The following is a 20,917-nucleotide window of genomic DNA, read 5'->3' on the forward strand; positions in this document are numbered from 1 at the left end:
AGACATTGTGCCGATCTACAAGCTGGGAGAACACGCCCCGACGATTCACGAAAGCGTTTTCGTGGCGGATACCGCCACGATCGTCGGCAAGGTCACGCTCGAGGAAAACGCCAGCGTCTGGTTCGGCGCCGCCATCCGCGGCGACAACGAGCCGATCACGGTCGGTGTCGGCAGCAATGTCCAAGAAGCCGCGGTGCTCCATACCGATCCGGGCCGCCCGCTGACGATCGGCAAGAACGTGACGGTCGGGCACCAGGCCATGCTGCACGGCTGCACGATCGGGGACGGTTCGCTCGTCGGCATTCAAGCGGTGGTCTTGAATGGTGCGGTCATCGGCCGCAACTGTCTGGTCGGTGCCGGCAGTGTCGTCACCGAAAACAAGACGTTCCCCGACCGGTCGCTGATTTTGGGCGCGCCGGCCCGCGTCGCCCGGGAACTGACGGACGCGGAAGTCGCGGGCCTCGAAACGAGCGCCGCCAGCTACGTGGAGCGCCGTGACCTGTTCAAGGCACAGCTCGTACGGATCGGCTGACGCGCGTCGCAGCTTCGCCGCCGGCCCCGCCGGCGGCATCGATGATTGAAGGAAAAGTTGTGGACGACCAGTTGCAAAAATTCATGTTCGCGGCCGCGCCGGTGCGCGGAGAGATCGTTTCTCTGCGCAACACGTGGCAGGAAGTGCTCGTGCGCCGGCAGTACCCCACGGCCGTGCGCGACATTCTCGGCGAGATGATGGCCGCCTGCGCGTTGTTGTCGGCGAACCTGAAGTTCGACGGCACGATGATCATGCAGATTTTCGGCGACGGGCCGATCAAGATGCTCGTCGTGCAATGCAGCTCGTCGCTGACGATGCGCGCGACGGCAAAAATTTCGAGCGAGTTCGACGAAACGCTGGGCGAAAGCCTGTCGTTCGTCGAGCTGCTCAACGCGAGCGGCCACGGGCGCTGCGTCATCACGCTCGATCCGGCCAACAAGGTCCCCGGTCAGCAGCCCTACCAAGGGATCGTGCCTCTGAACGGACATGAGGGCCCCTTGCAGTCGATCGCGCAAGTGCTCGAGCACTACATGCACCATTCCGAACAGCTCGATACGCGCCTGTGGCTCGCCGCGGACACCGATCGCGCCGTCGGCATGCTGCTGCAAAAGCTGCCCGGCGACGGCGGCATCGTCCCGCATCCGGGCGAGCACGACGCCGATACGTGGGAGCGCGTTTGCGTCCTCGGCGGCACGCTCTCTCAGGCCGAGCTGCTCAAGGAAGAACCGCAGACCCTCTTCAAGCGTCTGTTCTGGCAAGAGAACGTGCAGCACTTCGCCCCCACCGTCACGCGCTTCGAATGCAGCTGTACGCGCGAGCGCGTCGGTTCGATGCTGAAGATGCTCGGGCGCGACGAAGTCGATAGCGTGCTCGACGAGCAAGGTCGGGTGGAGATCCACTGCGAGTACTGCAATCAACGCTACGAGTTCGATCCCGTCGACGTCGCCCAGTTGTTCGCGGCGAGCGAGGTGGCGTCCGGCGTCGCGCCGGTGCAGGCGCAGCGACATTGATCGCCGGCAGGTTCGCGCAGGCTTCGCGCCGACGCTTTGCCTGCGTCGCCTGCTTCGTTTGCTCGCTTCGTTCACCGAAACACTCGGAGTTCGCCCAACAATGAACGCATTGCTCCGCCCGCTTCAGTCGTTCGCACACGCGGCCGTCATCCCGCCAAGCCGCATCGCGGCCGCGGCCGCATGTGCGGCGCTCGTTGCCGCGCTTTCAGGCTGCGTGGTCGCCCCGCCCCCCGGGATCGTTCTGAGCCGCCTCGCGCCCGGCCAGCCGGGCGCTGCCGAATCCGCGCATCCGCTGACCCACGCGGAACAAAAGCGCTACGCCGACATCGACAAGCAGGTGACGCGCGAGCAAAACGAAGCGATAGCCGCCGATGCCTGGGCGCGCTATTACGCGCCGTACTATTCGGCGCCCGTGACGGTCGGTGGTTATTACGGTGGATGGAACAGCGGTTGGGGCGTGAGCTATTACAGCCCCGGCTACTATCCGGGCTATTACCCCGGCTGGTGGTGGTAGCACCGTAGATGACGACGCCGGTGGTCACGCCGTCAATTAGCGGCGATAAGCGTCGGCGCTACCCAGCTTAGCGTTGGCGCACGGGGACGCGCTGTATCGCGGCGTCCTCCGCCGTGATGGATGGGCGCATACGCGCGCTCAGGGATGGTGCTTCGCCGCGGCGGCGTGCTTGTTCTTCTCGGCCGTGTGCTTCTTTTCCGAACGCTTCGGTTTCTCGCGTGAAACGGGGTTCGGCACCATGCTGACGGGCGCGGCCGATACCTGTCCGCGGGTGGACGTATTGCTCGGCACGAGATTGGCCGGCACGCTCGACGTCGCATTCGGCGAAACGAACTGCACGAACACTTCGCCGTCCTTGACCATCCCCATCTCGTAGCGCGCACGCTCTTCGACGGCGGCCGTGCCGTTTTGCAAGTCTTGCACTTCCCCTTCGATTCGCTCGTTGCGCAGCTTCTCGTCGGCGTTCTTCTGCTGCTGCGCGGCTAATTGGTCACGCAACTCATGCACGCTCAGCCACCCGCCATGGCCCCACCAGAGCGGATACTGAATCAGCGCGAGCAGGACGAGAAGGACGACGGTGACAAGGCGCATTCAAAAGGCCGCAGATTCAAAACCGCCCCGGGCTGACAAAGCACGGGGCGGCATGCTAAACGAACGAGTAAAACGAAGCGGGCGTCAACGCAGGTTATAGAACGTCGACTTGCCCGGGTAGCTGGCGATATCACCGAGATCTTCTTCGATACGCAGCAACTGGTTGTACTTCGAGATGCGATCGCTGCGCGAGAGCGAGCCCGTCTTGATCTGGCCAGCGTTCAAGCCCACGGCGATATCGGCGATCGTCGAATCTTCCGTCTCGCCCGAGCGGTGCGAAATGACGGCCGTGTAACCGGCGCGCTTGGCCATTTCGATCGCGGCGAACGTTTCGGTCAGCGTGCCGATCTGGTTGATCTTGATCAGGATCGAGTTCGCGACGCCCTTCTCGATGCCTTCCTTCAAGATGCGCGTGTTCGTCACGAAGAGGTCGTCGCCCACGAGCTGGATCTTCTTGCCGAGCTTGTCCGTCAGCAGCTTCCAGCCGTCCCAGTCGCTTTCGTGCATGCCGTCCTCGATCGAAACGATCGGGAATTTATCGGCGAGCGTGGCCAGGTAGTCGGTGAACTCGGCCGAAGACAGCTGGAGGCCTTCGCCCGCCAACTGGTACTTGCCGTCGTGGTAGAACTCGCTGGCCGCGCAGTCGAGCGCGAGCAGGACGTCTTCGCCCGCGCGATAGCCGGCCTTTTCGATTGCCTGCAGAATTGCCGACAGACATTCGGCGTTGCTGCCGAAGTTCGGTGCGAAGCCGCCTTCGTCGCCCACCGCCGTGCTCATGCCGCGGTCCGAGAGAATCTTCTTCAGCGCGTGAAACACTTCGGCGCCGCAGCGCAGCGCTTCGCGGAACGTCGGCTGGCTGACCGGAACGATCATGAACTCTTGGATGTCGAGGCTGTTGTTCGCGTGCGCGCCGCCGTTGACGATGTTCATCATCGGCACGGGCAGCTGCATGGCACCCGAACCGCCGAAGTAGCGGTACAGCGGCAGGCCCGCTTCTTCAGCGGCGGCCTTCGCGACGGCCATCGAAACGGCCAGCATCGCGTTCGCGCCGAGACGCGACTTGTTGTCGGTGCCGTCGAGCTCGAGCAGCGTCTTGTCGAGGAATGCTTGTTCCGAGGCGTCGAGGCCCATGATCGCCTCGGAAATCTCGGTGTTGATATGCTCGACCGCCTTGAGCACGCCCTTGCCGCTGTAGCGGCCGGCTTCGCCGTCGCGCAGCTCGATCGCTTCACGCGAGCCCGTCGACGCGCCCGAAGGCACGGCCGCACGGCCCATCGTGCCCGACTCGAGCAGCACATCGCATTCGACGGTCGGGTTGCCTCGCGAATCCAAAATCTCACGGCCGATGATATCTACGATTGCACTCATGATTTCCTCTTAGATGACGATGACTTCTCTCTTGTCTTGCTTTCGTGAGACTGGGTGCAGTCAGTTGAAATCGCGCTCGATGAACGGAGTGCGTTTCACGACGGAATCCAACGCGACCAACGTCTCCAGCAGGTCGCTCATGCGCGCGAGCGGCACGGCGTTGGGGCCGTCCGACAGCGCGCACGCGGGATTGGGGTGCGTCTCCATGAACAGGCCCGCGACGCCCACGCCGACCGCCGCGCGCGACAGGACAGGCACGAACTCGCGCTGGCCGCCCGAACTCGTGCCCTGCCCGCCCGGCAGCTGCACCGAATGCGTGGCGTCGAACACGACGGGCGCGCCCGTCTCGCGCATGATCGCGAGCGAACGCATATCCGAGACGAGATTGTTGTAGCCGAACGACGCGCCGCGCTCGCAAGCGAGGAAACGGTCTTCCGACAAACCGGCTTCGCGTGCCGCTTCACGTGCCTTGTCGATCACGTTCTTCATGTCGTGCGGCGCGAGGAACTGGCCCTTCTTGATGTTCACGGGCTTGCCGGAACGCGCGCAGGCGTGAATAAAATCGGTTTGACGGCAGAGAAATGCCGGTGTCTGCAACACGTCGACTACCGCCGAGGCCTGCTCGATCTGCTCGACATCGTGGACGTCGGTCAACACGGGCAAGCCGAGCTGCCGCTTCACTTCGGACAGGATGCGCAGGCCTTCGTCCATGCCGGGCCCGCGGAACGACTTGCCCGAACTGCGATTGGCCTTGTCGTACGAGGATTTGTAGATGAACGGAATGCCGAGTTTCGCGCAGATCTCCTTGAGCTGGCCGGCCGTATCGATCGTCATCTGCTCGGATTCGACGACGCAGGTGCCCGCGATCAGAAAAAACGGCTTATCGAGACCGACCTCGAAGTCGCACAGCTTCATGCCTTCTCCTTGCGCGCTTCGTGACAGGCCCGCGCCGCTTCGACGAACGACTTGAACAGCGGATGCCCGTCGCGCGGCGTCGACGTGAACTCAGGGTGGAACTGGACGCCGACGAACCACGGATGCATGCTGCGCGGCAGCTCCATCATCTCGGGCAGATCCTCGCTCGGCGTACGCGCGCTGATGATAAGGCCACCGGCTTCGAGCTGCGGCACGTAGCGGTTATTGACTTCATAACGGTGGCGATGGCGCTCGTTCACATCCTTGCCGTAAATCTGCTCGGCGAGCGTGCCGGGTTTGATCGGGCAGCGCTGCGAGCCCAGACGCATCGTGCCGCCCAGATCCGAATCTTCCGTGCGCGTTTCGACGCGGCCTTCGCGGTCGTACCACTCCGTGATCAGCGCCACCACGCGGTGCTCCGTCGCGGTGTCGAACTCGGTGCTGTTCGCCCCGCGCAGGCCGACGACGTCGCGCGCGAACTCGATCACGGCCAGCTGCATGCCGAGGCAGATGCCGAGATACGGCACCTTCGCTTCGCGCGCATAGCGGATCGCGGCGACCTTGCCTTCGGTGCCGCGGCGGCCGAAGCCGCCCGGCACGAGCACGGCGTCGAGGTGCTTGAGGCTTTCGACGCCTTCGGCTTCGATCTGCTCCGAGTCGATGTATTCGATGTTGACCTTCGTCGACGTATGCGCCGACGCGTGGCGCAGCGCTTCGATCAGCGACTTGTACGATTCGGTCAGATCGACGTACTTGCCGACCATGCCGATCGTCACTTCATGCTTCGGGTGCTCGAGCTTGTCGACGATGTCCGACCACATCGACAGATCGGCGGCCTTCACCTGCAGCTTCAGTTCGTCGCAGATGATGCCGTCGAGCCCTTGGTCGTGCAGCATCTGCGGAATCTTGTAGATGCTGTCGACGTCCCACACCGAGATGACGGCGTCTTCGGGCACGTTCGAGAACATCGAGATCTTCTTGGATTCATCGTCCGGAATGCGGCGATCGGCACGGCACAGCAGCACGTGCGGCAAGATCCCGATCTCGCGCAGCTTCTGCACGCTGTGCTGGGTCGGCTTCGTCTTGAGCTCGCCGGCCGTCGCGATGAACGGCACGAGCGTCAGGTGCACGAAGCAGACGCTGTTGCGGCCGAGGCGCAGGCTCATTTGCCGCGCCGCCTCGAGGAACGGGAGCGATTCGATGTCGCCGACCGTGCCGCCGATTTCGACGATCGCCACATCGGGCTCGCCGCAGGTGGCCGACGCCGCGCCGCGCTCGACGAACGCTTGAATTTCGTTCGTGATGTGCGGGATCACCTGCACGGTCTTGCCGAGGTAGTCGCCCCGGCGCTCCTTGCGGATCACCGATTCGTAGATCTGCCCCGTCGTGAAGTTGTTCGCGCGGCGCATCTTCGTGCTGATGAACCGCTCGTAGTGGCCGAGGTCGAGATCGGTCTCGGCGCCGTCTTCCGTCACGAACACTTCACCGTGCTGAAACGGGCTCATCGTGCCGGGATCGACGTTGATGTAGGGATCGAGCTTGAGGAGGGTGACTTTGAGACCGCGCGATTCGAGGATCGCGGCGAGAGAAGCGGCGGCAATACCCTTGCCGAGGGACGACACTACGCCGCCGGTGACGAAAACATATTTAGTCATCGCTGGATGCTCGCGGGAAAAACGGATTATACCTTAAGCTCCGGATGAACCCTAGCATCCGAGACGCCTCGAGACCCGTGCAAACGCCCGCAAGCGAGCCGCTATCCCGCGTCGCGCAGTACGTTCAACATGCCCTGCAGCGCCCGCGCCGTTTCGATCGGCCGCTCCATCGGAAACAGATGGCTGCCTTCCATCCATTCGATCCGGCCGTGCGCCGCGCGCAGCGTCGCGTCGAGCCCGACTTGGCGGATTTCCTTCGAGTGCGTGCCGGCGATGAACCCGAGCGGCACCGGCGCGCCATGGGCGAGGCGCGGGCCCAGCGTGCGGGGCAAGGTGCGGTAGATCCGATATTCGATGTCGCGATCGAACGCGAGCGTGCGCTTGCCATCCGCCGTGCTTTGCGGCATGCCGAAGTCGATGTAGTCGGACAAAACGCGCTCGTCCCAGCGCGCGAACGCGCTCTTCGCGTGGAAGTGGCGCCAAGCCTCGTCGCGGCTCGCCCAATGCGTGCGGCGATTGCGCGTGGCCGCGGCCGGCGAGAGCCGTTCGTCGAGCCCCGTCCACTGCGTGAAGCGCAAGACGTTCGCGCGCCAGCCCGCGATCACGGGGGAGTCGAGCATCACGACGCCACGCACCCACTGCGGATGCTTGAGCGCGGCCATCAACGACAGATACCCGCCCAGCGAATGGCCTACGAGCCAGACCGGACGCTCGTAGCGGCGGCCGATGTCGGCGAGCAGTTCGTCGACGAGATGCGGCCAATCGCTCGTGACCGGATAGCGGGAATCGTGGCCGATGCGCTCGATGTAGCGAAGGTCGTAATCGTCGGAGAGTTCGGCGAACAGCGTCCGGTAGATCGATGCCGGAAAACCGTTCGCATGCGAAAAGTGGATGACGTCTTTCAAGCGCCGCGGCCTCCAGGTTCGTGGGTCTTTTATCGATCCATCCAATAGCGAGCGTGCGATTCGCGATAGCGCTCGAGCACGGGCAGACCGTCGTTCGTCGTGACGCGCACCGCGCCGTCACGATCGGTTCGCGCAAGTGTGATATCGCGCGCTTCGAAACGCGACCAAACGTGCGGATGGGGATGGCGAAAGCGATTGCGATAGCCTACCTGAAATAGCGCGAAGCGAGGATCGGCCGAATCGAGGAAAGACTCGGTCGACGACGTCTTGCTGCCGTGATGGGCGGCCAGCAGCACGTCGGCGCGCAATGCGTCGGGCGCGCGTTGAACGAGCACGCGTTCGGACGGCGCGCCGATGTCGCCCGTCAGCAAGGCGCTCATGCCGGCCGCGCTGATCTTGAGCACGCACGACTGCTCGTTCGCGCGCCGCGGCAGCGGGCCCGGATCGGGCCACAGCACCTCGAACTCGACGCCGTCCCAGCGCCAGCGCTGCCCCGCCGCGCAACGCAACGCGTCGGCACGCCGCTCGGGCGCCATCGCCCACAAACGGTGCGCGGGCGGCAAGCCGCCCAGCAGTTGCCTCACGTCGAGCGATTCGAGCACGGCCGGCACGCCGCCCGCATGATCGGCGTCCCCGTGGCTCACGACCAGCGCGTCGAGCCGCGCCACGCCGCCCGCGCGCAGAACCGGCACGACGATCCGCTCGCCGGCATGGGTCGATTCGGGGCCCGGGCCGGCATCGAACAGCAGCGTGCGGCGGCGCGTTTCGACGAGAATCGATGCGCCCTGCCCGATGTCGAGCGCCGTCAGCCGAAACGCGCCCTCTTCGACGCCGGGCGCGGGCGGCACGACGAGCGGCAGCCAGGCGAGCGGCGCCGCGAAACGCAACGGCCAGCCGCGCGGCATCAGACACCACGCGACGCCCGCGAGCGCCGACGCCAACGCCCAAAACGACGGCCGCGGCAAATGGCGTTCGGCCCATGGCGAGCCCGCAAGGCTGCCCAGTATGTGCATCAGCGGTTCCAGCAACGCGTGCGCGAGCCGATAGGCAAGCGCATCGACCGGTGCCGGCAAGACGATCGCGACGAGTACCACCGGCACCACGAGCAGGCTGACCCAAGGCACGGCCACCGCATTCGCGAGCGGCCCGGCGAGCGAAACTTGCGAGAACCAGAACGCCGTGAGCGGCGCGAGGCCGATCGTCACGGCCCATTGCGCGCGAATCGCATCGGCGCATCGGCGACGCAGGGCCGCAAGCCGTCGCGGCCAGAGCGAGCGGGCCGATCCGCGCGCGGGATCATGCTCGGACGGCGTCTCCCAAGCGGGATCGCTCGCGCGCATCGCGTCGATCAAGTCATGCGCACCATCCTCGTCTTCTCTCATGCGCAACCGGCCGCGCATCGCGAATGCGATGACGCTGACAGCCCCGAACGAAAGCCAGAAGCCCGCTGCCGTCACGGCCCACGGATCGACGATCAGGACGAGCGCCGCGGCCCACGCCAGCACGAGCGAGAATGCGACGCCGCGGCCGAGCACGAAGGCCGCGCTCGCGACGGCCAGCATCCACAGGGCGCGCTGGGCCGGCACATTGAAGCCCGAGAGCGCGGCATAGCCGGCCGCGCTCGCCACGCCGGCCGCCGCCGCGACGATCGGCGTGGGCAGCACGAGCGGCCATTCGCGCGCGCCGCGCCGGGCGAGCAGCGCGCCGAACCCGCACGAACGGCGCCACAGCCAGGCCGCGAGCGCCGCGACGAGGCCCGCGACGAACCCGATATGCAGCCCCGAGACGGCGACGAGGTGACTGGTTCCCGTCCGGCGCAGCGCGAGCCGATCGGCCTCGGTCATGGCGTCTTGCGCGCCGATCGCGAGCGCGGCCACGATCCCGCGATGCGCCGCGCCGGTCAGCGCCCGCGCCACCCGGTCGCGCAGCATGAGGCGCGCGCGATCGATCGACGTGCCGATTCCGCCTGCCATGCCGGGCAGCCGTTCGACATCCGCGGTGGCTCGAACATAGCCCGTCGCGCGCACGCCGCGCGCGAGCAATCCGGCTTCGGCATCGTGGCCGGCGAAGTTCGCGTGACCATGGGGGCGCTTCATGCGTACGGTGAGGCGCCAGCGCTCGCCGGGCGTGAGCCGCGGCACATCGTGGCCGCCGCGGGCCGTCCAATTGAGCTGCACGATCGGCGGGAAATGCTCGATGCCCGTTATGCGCTGCGCTTCGTCGACGTCGACCGCGAACAGAAATCGCGCAGTTGAAGCGTCTTGGGTAGGCAAGCCGCGGACATACCCCGTCAGCGCGAGATCGCGCAATTCCCATGAGGGAGGCAATGCCGCGGCCATGCGCATTTCGGCGCGCACGGCCGCATAGTAGTGGCCCACGATGACGGCGGCAACGAACGCCGCAGCCGGCGCCGCAACCGATCTCCATCGCACCAGCCACCGCGCCGCGGCGCCGGACGCCGGCGAAGGCGAAGGCGAGCGACGAGGCGTGGCCGACGATCTCGACGCCTCCGGCGACTCCGCCGTCCCCCTCGCCCATGCCCGGCAGGCAAAGCCGCACACGCCCGCCAGCAACGCGCCAGCCACCGCCCATTCCCAGCGGCCCGGCAACGCCGCGCGCTGCTGCAGCCCCGCGACGCCGAGCGCAAAGCCGATCAGCATCGCGCGCATTCGCCCTCCTTCGATCTCTCACGCCGACGCACGAATCCGGCCTAGAACTTCGGCCTGTTCTTCAATCGATTGAGCGGCGCTAACGATCGACGATTATGCGCAAGCAAGCGCGAGCCGGGGCAACGCGGCGTGAGCGTTGGCCGTTGTGCCTACCGCGAGCGCATCGATGCCGATGCCGCGCAACTCGGCGATGACGGCGCCGATGCGCGGTACCTGATCCGGTGCGTTGCGCTGCTTGTAGCGCCAAGAAGGGGGAATGTCGGGTGCGTCGGTTTCGACGACGATCGCCTCGAGCGGCAGCTCGGTGGCGAGCCGCCGGATCTGGCGCGATCGCTCGAACGTGACGTTGCCGCCGAAGCCAAGGCGCATGCCATGATCGATGAAGGCGCCCGCCTGCTGAAAGCTGCCGTTGAACGCGTGGGCGATGCCGCATTTGATGCCGTAGCGGCGCAAGCCTTTGAGCACGAGATCTTGCGACTTGCGCACATGGCAGATGACGGGCAGATCGAACTCCCGTGCCAGCGCGAGCTGGGCATCGTAGAGATGGCGTTGGCGCGCGTCGTCCAGGTCGGGCACGAAGTAATCGAGGCCGATCTCGCCGATGCCGACGAAGCGCGGATCGTCCAGGCTCGCTTCGATCTCGCGGCGCAGCGCGTCAAGATCGGCGTCGCGCGCATCGCGCGTGAACAACGGGTGGATGCCGAGCGCGTAGGTCCCACCGGCAATCCGATGCGCAAGCGCGCGCACCGTCGAGAAATTCCAGCTTGCCACGGCCGGAATGACGATCCGCCCGACTCCGCTGTCCCGCGCGGCTTGCGCGACCGCCTCCCGATCGCTGTCGAATTCGCCGGCGTCCAGATGACAGTGCGTATCGATCCACATGGCGGCAGTCTCGGCGCCCGCGTGCGGCGCCCGCTTGGCGGTTTAGACAGGTACGGACGGCTCTTCGTACAGCAAGCCGTCGCGCAGACGCAGAATGCGATCGCAGCGTCCCGCCAATTCGACGTCGTGCGTGACGATGACGAAGCTCGTATCGAGCGTGGCGGACAACTCGAGCATGAGGTTGAACACGTTGTCGGCCGTCGCCCCGTCGAGATTGCCGGTGGGTTCGTCGGCCAGCACGCAGGCGGGCTTCGTGACGAGCGCGCGCGCGATCGCGACGCGCTGCCGCTCGCCGCCCGACAGCTCGCCGGGACGATGCTTCGCCCGATGCGCCAGGCCGACGCGCTCGAGCATCGCAAGTGCTTCCTCGCGTGCCTGCTCCGTCGTCAGGCGCCGGATCCGCAGCGGCATCGCGACGTTGTCGAGGGCGCTGAATTCCGCGAGCAAATGATGGAATTGGTAGACGAAACCGAGCGCGCGATTGCGCAGATCGTTGCGCTCGCGCTCGGCGAGTTCCGTGAAGGGCCGGCCTAGCAGCGAAACCGTGCCGGCGCTCGGCTCGTCGAGCCCGCCGAGCACGTGCAGCAACGTGCTCTTGCCCGAGCCCGACGCCCCGACGATCGCGAGCTTCTCGCCGCGCCCCACGGACAACTCGGCCTGATTCAGCACGGGCACGTTCAATCCGCCTTGGACGAACGCCTTCGAAATCCCGCTCGCCCGGAGCACGTACTCGGTCGAACCGGCCGCATGGGCGGCGGCAAGGTCGGATATCGGCTTCGCGATCATGATTTCGTTCAACTCGTTATTCATAGCGCAGCGCCTCCGCCGGGCGCACCTTCGCGCCGCGCCAGCTCGGATAGAGCGTCGCGACCGCCGACATGATGAACGCGATGATGCCGATCCGGATCACGTCGCTCGCCACCAGCTCGGAGGGCAACTCGTTGATGAAATAGACGGACGGCGGAAGAAATTGCACGCCGAACAAATGCTCGATCATCGGCACGAGCCACGGAATGCTCCAGGCGATCAGACAGCCGAGCGCAACGCCCGATGCCGTCCCGATGAAGCCGATCGTGATCCCTTGGATGAAGAATATCTTCATGATCGAGCCGGGCTGCGCACCGAGCGTGCGCAGAATCGCGATGTCGGCCTGCTTGTTCGTCACCGTCATGACGAGCGAGGACACGAGATTGAACGCGGCCACCGCAATGATCAGCGTGAGGATCACGAACATCATGCGCTTCTCGATCTTCACGGCCGAGAACCAGGTCTTGTTCTGCTGCGTCCAGTCGCGAATGTACAGATCGCCCGACAGCGTATGCGACAGTTCGCGTGCGACGCGCGGCGCCTGCTGCATGTCCTTGAGCCTGAGCCGCACGCCCGTCGGCGCGGTGACGCGGAACAGCACTTCGGCATCGTGGATGTTGATCAGCGCGAGCGTGCTGTCGTACTCGTAGTGGCCCGATTCGAACACGCCCGAGACCGTGAACTGCTTCAGGCGCGGCAGCATGCCGGCCGGCGTCAGCGAGCCCTCGGGCGCGACCAGCGTGATTTTGTCGCCGGCCGACACGCCGAGGTTGGCCGCCAGATCGGCGCCGAGCACGATGTTGAACGTCCCCGGCTGGAGATCGGTCAAGCGGCCGGCCTTCATGTCCTTGTCGATGTCCGACACCTGCGGCTCGAGCGACGGCTCGACGCCGCGCAGCGCCACGCCGCTTACGGCGTCCTGGCGCGTGAGCAGCGCTTGGGCGTCGACGTAGGGCGCCGCGCCGATCACCGCCGGATTGCGGCGCGCCTCGAAGGCGGTACGCTGCCAGTCGGGCATCGAGCCCGTCGGCGAGAAAATCTCGATGTGCGCGAGCACCGACAGCATGCGGTCGCGCACCTGCTCCTGAAAACCGTTCATGACGGAAAGCACGACGATCAGCGCCGCGACGCCGAGCGCGATGCCCGACATCGACACCAGCGCGATGAACGAAATGAAGCCGTTGCCTGTCGTGCGCTTGCCGGCGCGCGTGTAGCGCCAGCCGATTTGCCATTCGTAAGGGAGTTTCAAGCGAATCCTTCAAATTCTTTGCCGCCACCGCGCGCACCGCCGAGACGAGCGGCGCGCCGACCGGCCCGCCATGCCAGCAACACGCATACCTCGCGATCACTGGCGCCAAGCGCCGCCGTGCACGTGCGGCCCCTACCGTGCACATCGGACAGCCGATCAAGCGCGCAGTTTGCCATACAATGCGCACCATCATGCATTCCAACCGTCTTCATCTCCTGTTGCCGTTCGCGCTGCCGACGGCCGCCGACGCCTCCACCGCGCTGCACGACCTGCACAGCCCGGCGCTCGACAAGCTGTTGGCACGGGCGACACTCGTCGAGCGCGTGGCCGGCGAAGACTTCCAGCGCACGCTGCCGCACGAGCGGTGGGTGGCGCGCCAGTTCGGCGCCGTCGCCCCGAACGCGGTCGACGACGCCCCGCTCGCGCCCTATATGCTACTCGCCGACGGCGGCACCCCTAGCCAGGACGAGTGGGCCTGCGTCGAACCCGTGCATGTCCGGATCGCGCACGATCACCTGATCCTGATCGATCCGTCCGCGCTCGATTTGACCGACGAGGACGCCGCAAAGCTCCTCGCCGTGGCAAAACCGCTGATCGAAACGCTCGGCGTGCGCGTCGAGGCGCCCAACCCGCGCCGCTGGTACCTTTCGGGCAACGTCCTGGGCAAGCTCGCCGGTGCGTCGCCGCTCCGCGCAAGCGGGCGCAGCATCGAGATCTGGCTGCCGCACGACGCGCTTTCGGGCCAGCGTTCGCGCATCTGGATGAAGTTGCAAAACGAAGTGCAGATGGGCTGGTTCGAACACCCGATCAACGAGGCGCGCGAGGCTCGAGGCCTGCCTGCCGTCAACTCGATCTGGCTGCATGCGCAAGGCGCGGCGCAGCCGGTGCGCAGCCCGTTCGCGCGCGTGCTGTCGGATGCGGCCGCTACGCGTGGGCTTGCGCTGGCCGCCGCCACGGAAACGGCTGCCGCGCCCGGTTCATTCAAGGCGCTGCCGCCGCTCGGCGCGGGCACGACGCTCGTCGAATTGAATCCGTTCGCCGCACCGTTCATTGCACAAGATTGGGCCGCCTGGCAGACGGCGCTCGATACGCTCGAGCGCGACTGGTTCGCTCCGGCACTGGAAGCCCTCGATAAGGGCAGTATCGGTGCGCTGACGTTGACGCTGGCCGGTGATACGGGCTCGGTCACGCTCGCCGCCACCCGTGGAGACTTGCGCAAGTTCTGGCGCCGGCGCGTGCTGGCGTCGCTGCTCGAATGAGACATCGGCGACATCGCGCATTCGCCGCGCGCGGCCCGGCTCACGGCGCCGCGCGGCATGCGAGCGCCCCCGGTGCGCCGGGCCGCCCGTCCTCCTTTTCCGGCTTTATCGTATGACTCGAATCGTCACCCGCGCGTGCTCGCCCGCCGATGAAACGGCGCTGATCCGCCATGGTCTTCATCCGATCCTAGCTCGACTTTATGCCGCACGCGGCGTGCGCTTGCCCGACGAGATCGAAACCGCGCTCACGCGGCTCGTGCCGCCGGTCGAACTGAAGGGCACGAACGACGCGGCGGCGCTGCTGGCCGATGCCATCACGCAGCGCAAGCGCTTGCTCGTCGTCGCCGATTACGACTGCGACGGCGCCACGGCGTGCGCGGTGGCCGTGCGCGGGCTGCGCATGTTCGGCGCGCAGGTCGACTACCTCGTACCGAACCGCTTCGAATACGGCTACGGGCTCACGCCCGAAATCGTGGAACTGGCCGCGGCGCGCAAGCCCGATCTGCTGATCACGGTCGACAACGGCATCGCCAGCGTCGACGGCGTGGCCGCGGCCAATGCGCGCGGCATCGACGTGCTCGTCACCGATCACCACTTGCCCGGCGATACGCTGCCGGCCGCTCGCGCGATCGTCAACCCAAATCAACCGGGCTGTGCGTTTCCGAGCAAGTGCATCGCGGGCGTCGGGGTCATGTTCTATGTGCTGCTCGCGCTACGGGCACGGCTGCGTGAGCGCGGTGCGTTCGGCGAAGGCGGCTCCGGCATGGCCGAGCCGCGCCTCGACGGCCTGCTCGATCTCGTCGCGCTGGGCACGATCGCCGACGTCGTCAAGCTCGACGGCAACAACCGCGTCCTGGTCGCGCAGGGGCTTTCGCGCATCCGCCGCGGCCGCATGCAGCCCGGTATCGCCGCCCTCTTCCGCGCCGCGGGACGCGATGCGCACAGTGCGTCCGGATTCGACCTGGGCTTCGCCCTGGGGCCGCGCTTGAATGCAGCGGGACGGCTGTCCGACATGTCGCTCGGGATCGAATGCTTGACGACGGACGATGTGGGCCGCGCCTGGGAACTCGCGCAGCAACTCGACGCGATGAACCGCGAGCGGCGCGAAATCGAAGCGGGCATGCAGCAGCAAGCGCTCGAGGAAATCGCCGCGCTCGACGTCGACGGGCGCGCCACGATCACGCTGTTCAACGAAAGCTGGCACCAGGGTGTGATCGGGATCGTTGCCGGGCGACTGAAAGAAAAGTATCACCGGCCGTCGTTCACGTTCGCGCTCGCCGACGATAGCGGCGAACTCGTCAAAGGCTCGGGCCGCTCGATCTCGGGCTTTCATTTGCGCGATGCGCTCGATTTGATGGCTAAGCGCGAGCCCGATCTCATCGTCAAGTTCGGCGGCCACGCGATGGCGGCCGGTGTCACGCTTGCGACGAGGGACGTGCCGCGCTTTGCCGCCGCGTTCGAGACGGTGGCGAGAGAATGGCTAGATGACGATGCGCTCGCGCGCGTCGTGATGACCGACGGCGAGTTGGAAGACGCTTATTTCACGGCGCAGGTGGTCGAGTTGATCGATGCCGCCGTCTGGGGCCAAGGCTTCCCTGCCCCGACGTTTTCGGGCGAATTCGACGTCGTGTCGCAAGCGCTCGTGAAGGACAAGCATTTGAAGCTACAACTCGCCCGCGGCCGGCAGCGCTTCCAGGCGATCTGGTTCAATCACACGGAAACGCTGCCGGCACGGGCGCAGCTTGCCTATCGGCTTGCGGCGGATAGCTGGAACGGTGTCGTGCGGGTGCAACTCATCGTCGAGCATGCCGCCGTTGGATGACGACCGAGACTTTGCCGTCGCGTTACCGAACAGGCCGAACGCCCCCGAATGGATGACCCGAGAACGCTAACTTCCAGCCTGTCCGAGCCCTCGGCCAGCGGCCCCGATCGGCTATAATTCCCGCTTTTGACGAATCAAAAGCAGATCACCATGGAAGCCGAACGTCTCAACGCGATCGAGAACTCGCTCGCGGACCTGCGCCGACGCGCAGGTGAACTCCGGGGGTATCTTTGACTACGACGCCAAATTCGCGCGTCTAGCCGAAGTCAACAAGGAACTCGAAGATCCCAACGTCTGGAACGACTCGAAACACGCCCAGGCCCTCGGCCGGGAAAAGAAGTCGCTCGAAGGCGTGGTTCTGACCCTCTCCGCCCTCGACACGGATCTGCGCGACGCGCAGGACCTGTTCGACATGGCCCGCGAAGAGAACGACGACGACACGCTCGTCGCCAGCGAGGACGATGCGAATAAGATCGAAGCGCGCGTCGCCGATCTCGAATTCCGCCGGATGTTCTCCAACCCGGCCGATCCGAACAACGCGTTCATCGACATCCAAGCCGGCGCCGGCGGCACCGAAGCCTGCGATTGGGCGGCCATGCTGCTGCGCCAATACCTGCGCTACTGCGAGCGCAAGGGCTTCAAAACGGAAGTGCTCGAGGAATCCGAAGGCGACGTCGCGGGCATCAAGAACGCGACGATCAAGGTCGAGGGCGAATACGCCTACGGCTTCCTGCGCTCGGAAACGGGCATTCACCGCCTCGTGCGCAAGTCGCCGTTCGATTCGTCGGGCGGCCGGCATACGTCGTTCTCGTCGGTGTTCGTCTACCCCGAAATCGACGATTCGATCGAGGTCGACATCAACCCGGCCGATCTGCGCATCGATACCTATCGCGCGTCGGGCGCCGGCGGCCAGCACATCAACAAGACCGATTCGGCGGTGCGGATCACGCACATGCCGTCGGGCATCGTCGTGCAGTGCCAGAACGACCGCTCGCAGCACCGCAACCGCGCCGAAGCGATGGCGATGCTCAAATCGCGCTTGTACGAAGCCGAGATGCGCAAGCGCCAGGCCGAACAGGACAAGCTCGAATCGAGCAAGACCGACGTGGGCTGGGGCCATCAAATCCGTTCGTACGTGCTCGACCAGAGCCGCATCAAGGATTTGCGCACCAACGTCGAAATGAGCAACACGAAGGCCGTGCTCGACGGCGACCTCGACGATTTCATCAGCGCGAGCCTGAAGCAAGGCGTCTAAGCGCAGCGGATACACCATGACCGAATCGACTCTCCCCACCGTCGACGCAGCCGTCGACGAGAACAAGATCATCGCCGAGCGGCGCGAAAAGCTGCGCGCCATGCGTGAGGCGGGCATCGCCTACCCGAACGATTTCAGTCCGACGCACCATGCGGGCGATCTGCAGACGCAATACGCCGACACCGACAAGGACGCGCTCGAAGCCACGCCGCTGAACGTCGCCGTGGCGGGCCGCATGATGCTCAAGCGCGTGATGGGCAAGGCAAGCTTCGCAACCGTGCAGGACACGTCGGGCCAGATCCAATTCTTCGTGACGCCGGCCGACGTCGGCGGTGAGACCTACGAAGCCTTCAAGAAGTGGGACCTCGGCGATATCGTCGCGGCCCGCGGCGTGCTGTTCCGCACGAACAAGGGCGAGCTGTCTGTGCGCTGCACGGAACTGCGCCTGCTCTCGAAGGCGCTGCGCCCCCTGCCCGACAAGTTCCACGGGCTGGCCGACCAAGAAACGCGCTACCGTCAGCGCTACGTCGATCTGATCGTCACGCCCGAAGCGCGCAAGACGTTCGTCGCGCGTACAAAAGCGATTTCGTCGATCCGCAAGTTCATGTCCGACTCCGAATTCATGGAAGTCGAAACGCCGATGCTCCACCCGATTCCGGGCGGCGCGGCGGCCAAGCCGTTCACGACGCATCACAACGCGCTCGATATGCAGATGTTCCTGCGGATCGCGCCTGAGCTTTACTTGAAGCGGCTGGTCGTCGGCGGCTTCGAACGCGTCTTCGAAATCAACCGCAACTTCCGTAACGAAGGGGTGTCGCCGCGGCACAACCCCGAGTTCACGATGATGGAGTTCTACGCCGCGTACACGAATTACACGTGGCTCATGGACTTCACCGAGCAGTTGATCCGTCAAGCGGCGATCGATGCGCTCGGCACGGCAACGATCATGTATCAAGGCCGCGAACTCGATCTGAGCAAGCCGTTCCATCGTCTGACGATCACGCAGGCCATCCGCAAGTACGCCCCCGACTACACCGACGCGCAACTCGGCGACGCAGCGTTCCTGCGGACCGAACTCAAGCGCTTCGGCGTCGATACGACGCAGCCCGCGTTCCTCAACGCAGGCGTCGGCTCGCTGCAATTGGCGTTGTTCGAGGAAACGGCCGAGTCGCAACTGTGGGAGCCGACCTACATCATCGACTACCCCGTCGAAGTGTCACCGCTCGCGCGCGCATCGGATTCGGTCGAAGGCATTACCGAGCGCTTCGAACTGTTCATCACGGGCCGCGAAATCGCAAACGGCTTCTCCGAGTTGAACGATCCCGAAGACCAAGCGGCGCGCTTCAAGAAGCAAGTCGAGCAAAAGGATGCCGGCGATGAGGAAGCGATGTACTACGACGCCGACTACATTCGCGCGCTCGAATACGGCATGCCGCCGACGGGCGGCTGCGGCATCGGCATCGACCGCCTCGTCATGCTGCTGACCGACAGCCCGAGCATTCGCGACGTCATTCTGTTCCCGCACCTGCGCCGCGAGGATTAACTTAACGCCCGCACATGCGCATCGAGGTTGATGCGCATAAAGCACGGTGAGCACCGCGCACTGACGCGCGCAAGCCACACCAGTTTGTAACGATCGGTAAAAACCGTCCGCAGCTAAGCTTCGGGCGGTTTTTTTTCATACGTTCCGACCCTGCCAAACGGGCGAATCGGCGGGTTCAGCGCGCGCGAACGAGTGCGGGTTTCGTTAGACGCACGGGCTAGCGTTACAAATTGAAACGACGGCTTCCCGGCGATGGCGGAAACTAACGTCGTCACAAGCACAGGCCTCTTTCAATTCAGACGGAGGTACGCCAATGAATAATCCGACCACATCGTCACGCCGCCTGCATCCTCTGATCGCGGTCGCCGCGGGCACTGTCATCGTTGCGAGTCTCGCCGCCACGGCGGCCATTACCGGTGTTTTCCCGAAAGCATCGAGTTCGAGCGTCCAGACCGATCAGGCTCAAACGTCGCAAGTCGCATCGCAGGCTGTCGTCGATTCAGCGGCCCCAGCAACCGCCGCGGCTATGACCGGCCAGCAACAAGCTCAACAGCAACCGTCCGCTTCGGCACAAGCGACGCAGCAGGGCGAAGTCGCGCAGCGGGCGCCGGGGCAAGTCCAGTACACGGGCCAGCCGGGCCAACCGTCCTATGCGCAGCAGCCCTACGGCCAGCAGCCGCCGGCGCAACAGCAGCTGGCTCAGCAGCCGTACGCGCAAGCGCAGCAACCGAGCGGGCAATCGGCATACTGCGCGAGCTGCGGTACCGTCCAATCGATCGTGGCAGTGAAGCATGAGGGCCGCGGCACCGGTGTCGGGGCCGTGGGTGGCGCGGTGGTCGGCGGCCTGCTCGGCAATCAGTTCGGCCGAGGTACGGGCCGTCTTGGGATGACGGCGCTCGGCGCAGTCGGCGGCGGGTTTGCCGGCAACGCGGTCGAAAAGCATCTGCGCAGCACGACCGGCTATCAAGTGCGCGTGCGGATGGAAAACGGCCGCCTGCGCTACTTCACGTATCGTTCGGCGCCGCCGTTCCAGCAAGGCGAGCGTGTTCATATCGAGCACGGAACACTCGCCGCGGGCTAAGCGAGCTTGCTGAGGAATCTCGGCAGCGGCTCAGCGACCTGAAACGTACGAGCCTGGACGGCGGAGTCCCAACGCGCAGCGCGGGACCCGGAAAGTGAAACGTCGGAAAGAAGCCGGAGCACAAGGCAAAAAAAAAGCGACCCTATCGAATTGGGTCGCTTTTTTACGTCGGCACGCGATGCGCAAATCGCCCGCGAACCGCCGTCATCTACGAAGCACGCCTCATTCGGCCGCGTCTTCGATCCAAGCCAGTTGGATCGCCTCCAAAATCTTCTCGCTCGACCGGTTGGGATCGTCGCTGAAGCCGTCGAGCTCCATGACCCACTTGTGCAAATCGGTAAAGCGAATCAGCTGCGGATCGATCTCCGGATGCTTGTCGGTGAGGGCCATCGCGATTTCTTGTACGTCCGTCCACTTCATGGCTGCGCCTCCTTAGAACTCAATGATTCTCTTTCGCGTGGTTGATCGAGTAGCGCGGAATCTCGACGACGAGATCCTTATCCTCCGGCACGCGCGCCTGGCACGATAGCCGCGAGGTAGGCTCGAGCCCCCAAGCCTTGTCGAGCAGGTCGTCCTCATCCTCCTCCGACGGCTCGAGCGCTTCGAATCCTTCACGCACGATCACATGACATGTGGTGCAAGCGCAAGACTTTTCGCACGCATGCTCGACTTCGATGCCATGCTCGAGCAGCGCATCGCACACGCTCTTGCCCGGCTCGGCCTCGAGCACTGCCCCCTCCGGGCACAGTTCGACATGGGGCAGGACAACGATTTGAGGCATAGGGAATTCCGTTCTGACTGTATGCTGGCTGTATTGTGCGGGGCGGCGAGCGTCGCTCGCCGTGTCATTGTAGAGCGGT

At 65.2% G+C, this 20,917-nt stretch carries 19 protein-coding genes; 8 read left to right on the forward strand and 11 right to left on the reverse strand.

Going from position 1 to position 20,917, the window contains the following annotated elements; genetic code table 11:
• The first annotated feature begins 7 nt into the window (after window positions 1–7).
• From DWV00_RS15160 to DWV00_RS15170, 3 genes are all read left to right on the forward strand, one after another.
• The gene (locus tag DWV00_RS15160) at window positions 8–532 is read left to right on the forward strand and encodes a gamma carbonic anhydrase family protein (RefSeq protein WP_115534649.1); all 525 of its coding nucleotides are present in this window, start codon (window positions 8–10) and stop codon (window positions 530–532) included.
• A gap of 59 nt (window positions 533–591) precedes the next feature.
• Window positions 592–1,542, forward strand: coding sequence for an Hsp33 family molecular chaperone HslO (gene hslO / locus DWV00_RS15165; RefSeq protein WP_115534416.1), 951 nt, complete (start codon window positions 592–594; stop codon window positions 1,540–1,542).
• 100 nt (window positions 1,543–1,642) lie between these two features.
• Window positions 1,643–2,056, forward strand: a complete 414-nt coding sequence (locus tag DWV00_RS15170; protein WP_245964892.1) for a hypothetical protein — start codon at window positions 1,643–1,645, stop codon at window positions 2,054–2,056.
• Window positions 2,057–2,194: 138 nt separating this feature from the next.
• On the opposite strand, the gene ftsB is transcribed toward DWV00_RS15170, so the two are convergent.
• The 9 genes from ftsB to DWV00_RS15215 all read right to left on the reverse strand — a co-directional run bounded on the left by ftsB (window position 2,195) and on the right by DWV00_RS15215 (window position 13,097).
• Complete coding sequence (gene ftsB / locus DWV00_RS15175; RefSeq protein ID WP_115534417.1) at window positions 2,195–2,647, reverse strand: cell division protein FtsB; 453 nt, start codon at window positions 2,645–2,647, stop codon at window positions 2,195–2,197.
• Between the two features lie 84 nt (window positions 2,648–2,731).
• Entirely contained in the window at window positions 2,732–4,015 is a 1,284-nt protein-coding gene (eno, locus tag DWV00_RS15180) for a phosphopyruvate hydratase (protein ID WP_115534418.1), read from the reverse strand.
• A 60-nt stretch (window positions 4,016–4,075) separates the two neighbouring features.
• Window positions 4,076–4,930 carry a 3-deoxy-8-phosphooctulonate synthase gene (gene kdsA, locus DWV00_RS15185; protein ID WP_115534419.1) on the reverse strand — a complete coding sequence of 285 codons (855 nt, stop codon included), beginning with the start codon at window positions 4,928–4,930 and terminating at the stop codon, window positions 4,076–4,078.
• The gene (locus DWV00_RS15190) at window positions 4,927–6,585 is read right to left on the reverse strand and encodes a CTP synthase (RefSeq protein WP_115534420.1); all 1,659 of its coding nucleotides are present in this window, start codon (window positions 6,583–6,585) and stop codon (window positions 4,927–4,929) included. The genes kdsA and DWV00_RS15190 overlap by 4 nt, the downstream gene beginning before the upstream one ends.
• 101 nt (window positions 6,586–6,686) lie before the next feature.
• Window positions 6,687–7,490, reverse strand: a complete 804-nt coding sequence (locus tag DWV00_RS15195) for an alpha/beta fold hydrolase (RefSeq protein WP_115534421.1) — start codon at window positions 7,488–7,490, stop codon at window positions 6,687–6,689.
• A gap of 29 nt (window positions 7,491–7,519) precedes the next feature.
• On the reverse strand, window positions 7,520–10,159 hold the full coding sequence (locus tag DWV00_RS15200) for a DNA internalization-related competence protein ComEC/Rec2 (protein ID WP_115534422.1): 2,640 nt from the start codon (window positions 10,157–10,159) through the stop codon (window positions 7,520–7,522).
• Between the two features lie 93 nt (window positions 10,160–10,252).
• A complete protein-coding gene (locus tag DWV00_RS15205; protein WP_115534423.1) occupies window positions 10,253–11,041 on the reverse strand; it encodes a TatD family hydrolase in 789 nt (262 codons plus the stop codon).
• 42 nt (window positions 11,042–11,083) lie between these two features.
• On the reverse strand, window positions 11,084–11,827 hold the full coding sequence (gene lolD, locus DWV00_RS15210; protein WP_115534651.1) for a lipoprotein-releasing ABC transporter ATP-binding protein LolD: 744 nt from the start codon (window positions 11,825–11,827) through the stop codon (window positions 11,084–11,086).
• A 16-nt stretch (window positions 11,828–11,843) separates the two neighbouring features.
• The gene (locus tag DWV00_RS15215) at window positions 11,844–13,097 is read right to left on the reverse strand and encodes a lipoprotein-releasing ABC transporter permease subunit (protein ID WP_115534424.1); all 1,254 of its coding nucleotides are present in this window, start codon (window positions 13,095–13,097) and stop codon (window positions 11,844–11,846) included.
• Window positions 13,098–13,276: 179 nt separating this feature from the next.
• On the opposite strand from DWV00_RS15215, the gene DWV00_RS15220 reads away from it, so the two are divergent.
• The 5 genes from DWV00_RS15220 to DWV00_RS15240 all read left to right on the forward strand — a co-directional run bounded on the left by DWV00_RS15220 (window position 13,277) and on the right by DWV00_RS15240 (window position 20,057).
• Window positions 13,277–14,356, forward strand: coding sequence for a regulator (locus DWV00_RS15220; protein WP_181885469.1), 1,080 nt, complete (start codon window positions 13,277–13,279; stop codon window positions 14,354–14,356).
• Between the two features lie 112 nt (window positions 14,357–14,468).
• Entirely contained in the window at window positions 14,469–16,178 is a 1,710-nt protein-coding gene (gene recJ / locus DWV00_RS15225) for a single-stranded-DNA-specific exonuclease RecJ (protein WP_115534425.1), read from the forward strand.
• 150 nt (window positions 16,179–16,328) lie between these two features.
• Window positions 16,329–17,433, forward strand: a protein-coding gene (gene prfB, locus DWV00_RS15230; protein WP_115534653.1) for a peptide chain release factor 2 whose coding sequence is annotated in 2 segments (ribosomal slippage) — window positions 16,329–16,409 and window positions 16,411–17,433 — 1,104 coding nt in all. Because the reading frame shifts where the segments join, the coding sequence is not laid out codon by codon here.
• 16 nt (window positions 17,434–17,449) lie between these two features.
• Entirely contained in the window at window positions 17,450–18,976 is a 1,527-nt protein-coding gene (lysS, locus tag DWV00_RS15235; protein WP_115534426.1) for a lysine--tRNA ligase, read from the forward strand.
• 313 nt (window positions 18,977–19,289) lie between these two features.
• Window positions 19,290–20,057: an outer membrane lipoprotein gene (locus tag DWV00_RS15240; protein ID WP_115534427.1), complete on the forward strand. Its 768-nt coding sequence runs from the start codon at window positions 19,290–19,292 to the stop codon at window positions 20,055–20,057.
• A 222-nt stretch (window positions 20,058–20,279) separates the two neighbouring features.
• Here DWV00_RS15240 and iscX read toward each other — a convergent pair whose 3' ends face one another.
• Entirely contained in the window at window positions 20,280–20,477 is a 198-nt protein-coding gene (gene iscX, locus DWV00_RS15245) for a Fe-S cluster assembly protein IscX (RefSeq protein WP_115534428.1), read from the reverse strand.
• 19 nt (window positions 20,478–20,496) lie between these two features.
• A complete protein-coding gene (fdx, locus tag DWV00_RS15250; protein WP_115534429.1) occupies window positions 20,497–20,838 on the reverse strand; it encodes an ISC system 2Fe-2S type ferredoxin in 342 nt (113 codons plus the stop codon).
• Window positions 20,839–20,917: the final 79 nt, after the last annotated feature.

The sequence above is a fragment of the Trinickia dinghuensis genome (assembly GCF_003367175.1).
Lineage (GTDB): Bacteria > Pseudomonadota > Gammaproteobacteria > Burkholderiales > Burkholderiaceae > Trinickia > Trinickia dinghuensis.